We start from the raw sequence: 845 nt of genomic DNA, 5'->3' as shown, positions 1-845 counted from the left end.
TCGACAAGGCCGCCATGTGCATCGCTGAAAAGCTGCCGATGGGCGCCAAGACCGGCACCGTGAAGGTTCCCTTCCGCTTCCCGGGCGGCGCGTAAGCGTCGCCGAGTCGGCGCGAGACGCTTAAGTCCTCGCCCACCAAGCTGAAAATCAGAACGCCCTCGCCGATCGCTCGGCGAGGGCGTCTTATTGTGCGCTGACCAGAGCGGAACGGGTGAGACCCCTTCCGCGCCGGCGTGGGCGCTCCCTCTAGAATTCTTCCCACTCGTCTTTAACAGCCGCCGCCGCCCCGCCGCGCGAGACAGGGGCCGACGCGCCTGGACGGCTGGCTGGACGCGGCGCGGGCGCGGCGCGTGGCGCGGGGGCTTGCGCGGCTGGAGCCGAAGCGCGACCCGAGATCGAGAAGGTCGCCACCTGACGGGCCAACTCCGCCGTCTGGCTCTTCAGCGAATGGGTCGCGGCCGTCGTCTCCTCGACCATCGCGGCGTTCTGCTGAGTGACCTGGTCCATCTGGTTGACGGCCGTGTTCACCTCCGAAAGCCCGCGCGCCTGGTCCTGGGACGAGGCCGAGATCTGGATGATCAGCTCGTCGATCTCGGCCACCTTGCCGACGATGCCTTTCAGAGCATCACCCGTTTGGCCCACCAGCCCCACGCCGGCCTCGACCTGCTTGGTCGAGGCGCCGATCAGGGCCTTGATCTCCTTGGCGGCCTCGGCCGAACGCTGGGCCAGGGCTCGCACCTCCTGAGCGACCACCGCGAAGCCCTTGCCGGCTTCACCGGCGCGCGCGGCCTCGACGCCGGCGTTCAGGGCCAGCAGGTTGGTCTGGAAGGCGATCTCGTCGATCA

The 845-nt window shown here is 68.8% G+C and carries 1 protein-coding gene and 1 pseudogene; one reads left to right on the top strand and one right to left on the bottom strand.

What is annotated here, in order from left to right; translation table 11 throughout:
• A pseudogene (locus AX690_RS23805) lies at positions 1-95 on the top strand (hypothetical protein); the annotation flags it as partial.
• A 151-nt stretch (positions 96-246) separates the two neighbouring features.
• Here AX690_RS23805 and AX690_RS21290 read toward each other — a convergent pair.
• The coding region (locus AX690_RS21290) for a methyl-accepting chemotaxis protein (RefSeq protein ID WP_231732270.1) at positions 247-845 on the bottom strand (599 nt) is incomplete at its 5' end.

The organism is Caulobacter sp. CCH9-E1 (assembly GCF_001556515.1).
Taxonomy (GTDB): domain Bacteria; phylum Pseudomonadota; class Alphaproteobacteria; order Caulobacterales; family Caulobacteraceae; genus Caulobacter.
This window is presented reverse-complemented; position numbering and strand designations above follow the sequence as displayed.